Here is a 2,757-nt window from a genome sequence, read left to right as displayed (position 1 = left end):
GCCCGCTTGTTTGCCGGTCACCAAATCGACAAGATTCTGACCATCGAGGCATCCGGCATCGGCATCGCCTGCCTGGCCGCCCGCCATTTCGGCAACGTTCCAGTGGTCTTCGCCAAGAAGACCCAGTCCATCAACCTTGACGGCGACCAGTACACAGCCCGCATCTACTCCTTCACCAAGCAGCGCGAGTACCCTGTCATCGTGGCCAAGCGCTTCCTTAAGGAGGGCGAGCATGTGCTGATCCTTGACGACTTCCTGGCCAAGGGCAACGCCCTGCATGGTTTGATCGACATCTGCCATGATGCCAAGGTCGTCATTGAGGGCATCGGCATCGCCGTGGAGAAGGGCTTCCAGGAGGGTGGCCGTACCCTGCGCAAAGAGGGCTACAACCTCAAATCTTTGGCCATCGTGGAAAGCATGGACCCGGACCAGGGCACCATCACCTTTGCTCACAATCCCGCCTGAGAAGGTCGACGCCCGGTCCGGGTCACAGGAACAATAGCGTCAGTCTACCTGATGCTCGCTAGTGCCGCCCTCCAGGATGGCCTTCACATCGTTCAGGGAGATGTTGACCATGGCGGTCACGGCGGCATCGGTGTAGAAGCCGATGTGAGGCGAGACCTCCACGTTGGGCATGGCCTTGAGGGTCTCCAGGGCCTGGTTGTCGACCTTGGTCCCGCTCAGATTCTTTTCGAAGATGCCGGCCTCCCCTTCGATGGTGTCGATGGCAGCACCGGCGATGGACTTGGTCTGCAGGGCCTCAATCAGGGCCGGTGTGTCCACAATAGGGCCGCGGGCGGCGTTGATCAGGAAGGCCGAGGGCTTCATGGCATCCAGTGTCTGGGCATTGATCAGATGATGGGTGGTATCGTCCAGCGGCGTATGAACGGTGACGATGTCGGCCCGCTTCAAAAGGGTGGGCAGATCCACGTAATCCAGGGTGTCTGCCAGCTCGGGGCGATGAATCGGATCGTTGGCGATGACGGTGGAGCCCAGGGCCCGGAAGATTCTGGCCACGGCCGATCCAATCTTGCCGGCTCCGATGATCCCCACGGTCAGGTTGTGGATCTCGTGGGCCTGAAGCCCATCCCAGGTATAGTCGTCCTTGGCCTCGCGAGCGCTGGCCTCCCCCAAATGCCGGACCAGACGCATGACCTGGGCCAGAACCAGTTCGGAGACCGACCGGGGCGAGTAGGCAGGCACGTTGGTGACGACCAACCCGTTCTCCCGAGCGGCCTGCAGGTTGACGATGTCATAGCCCGTGATCCGCAGCGTCAGCTGCTTGAGACCATACTCCTTGAGCCGCTGGTAGAGCTCGGGCTCAGGCAGGGCCGCATGCTGCTGGATGACGATTCCGTCGTATCCCTTGATCATGTCCACGGTCTTCATCCCAAAATCGCGGTCGGTGGTGTCCACCTGAATGTCATTGGCTTGGGCCCAGGCCTGAATGGCCTCCTGCTCGTCGGGGCGTACTGAATACATGAGAATGCTGGTCATTTTTCCTGTCCTTGGTATCTGTCTTCTTTGATGGTTGTCGGATGAATCGCCAGAGAATCATCCGCAATTCTGACGCATATAGTCGCCGATCCGCTCCACGGCGGTGTGCAGATCCTCCATGGAGGCGGCATAAGAGATGCGGATGTAGCCTTCTCCCCCGGGCCCGAAGCTTGCTCCGGGAATTACCGCCACCTTGGCCTTGCGCGCCAGGTCGTAGACGAAGCTCCAGCTGTCGCGCATGCCCTCGGGCAGTCGGGCGAAGATGTAGAAGGCGCCCTTAGGATCGATCACGTCCAGCCCGACCTCAGGCAAAGCTTTGACCAGATAGTCCCGCCGCTTGCGATAGGCCTCGCGCATCGGATCCGTGTCATTCATGCCCTTGGTCAGAGCCTCCTGAGCTGCATACTGGGCATTGGTGGTCACCGAGGTAACAGTGAACTCGTTGACCTTGCTGATCTGATCAATCACGTCGGCGGGGCCAGCGGCGATGCCGACCCGCCATCCAGTCATGGCGTGGGACTTGGAAACCCCGCCAAGAACGACCGTCTGCTCGGGAAGGATAGTGCCCATGGATACATGAGTGCCCTGGTAGGTCAGCTCGGCGTAGATCTCATCGCTGAGCACGAAGAAGCCATGCTTGCGTGCCACCTGGGCCAGGGCCTCCAGATCCTCTCGGGCATAGGTCACGCCAGTAGGGTTGGTCGGATAGTTGAGCACCAGGGCCTTGACTGGACCATCACTGTTTTCGATGGCGGCCTCCAGCTTGTTCGGCTTAAGAATGAAGCCGTCATCGGATGTGTCGACGAAGACGGTCTTGGCGCCGCTCAGCTGGGCGATTGGAATATAGAGAGGAAAAATAGGCGTTGGCAGAATGACCGTATCACCCGGGTTGATCATGGCGGTAAGGCCCGAGAAGATGCCCCCTGTGGCCCCGGCTGTGATCACAATCTGGCTGTCAGGGTCGTAGTCCAGCCCGTACTTGGCGTGAAGATAGTCGGCAGCCGCCTTACGAAGACTGGGCATGCCGCGACTCTCGGTGTAATGACTGTGGTTGTCTTGGATGGCCTGGATACCCGCCTGCTTGACGTGCTCTGGGGTGAAGAAGTCAGGCTCACCCAGAGTCAGCTTCACGATGCCGTCTATTCCGGCGATCTCCTTGTTGAACTCGAGTATGTCGCTCGGCGCCAGAGCTTTGACCCTGGCATTCATATGATCCGCCAATGTCATTGGCTTGTCCTTTCCCATGCGGTTACTACAACC

3 protein-coding genes are annotated in these 2,757 nt (G+C 59.5%); 1 reads left to right on the top strand and 2 read right to left on the bottom strand.

Annotated features, from left to right (window positions below; genetic code table 11):
* A partial coding sequence (locus tag AC0AP0_RS11410) for a xanthine phosphoribosyltransferase (RefSeq protein ID WP_490430554.1) occupies nucleotides 1-465 on the top strand: 465 nt, incomplete at its 5' end.
* 39 nt (nucleotides 466-504) lie between these two features.
* On the opposite strand, the gene AC0AP0_RS11405 is transcribed toward AC0AP0_RS11410, so the two are convergent.
* Complete coding sequence (locus tag AC0AP0_RS11405; RefSeq protein WP_490430553.1) at nucleotides 505-1,497, bottom strand: D-2-hydroxyacid dehydrogenase; 993 nt, start codon at nucleotides 1,495-1,497, stop codon at nucleotides 505-507.
* 57 nt (nucleotides 1,498-1,554) lie between these two features.
* A complete protein-coding gene (locus tag AC0AP0_RS11400; protein WP_490430552.1) occupies nucleotides 1,555-2,724 on the bottom strand; it encodes an aminotransferase class I/II-fold pyridoxal phosphate-dependent enzyme in 1,170 nt (389 codons plus the stop codon).
* Between the last annotated feature and the right edge of the window lie 33 nt (nucleotides 2,725-2,757).

The sequence above is a fragment of the Bifidobacterium sp. POST2/T3 (B1) genome, assembly GCF_058197115.1.
The sequence above is the reverse complement of the archived record's forward strand: the minus strand, read 5'-3'. Positions and strand labels throughout refer to the sequence as shown.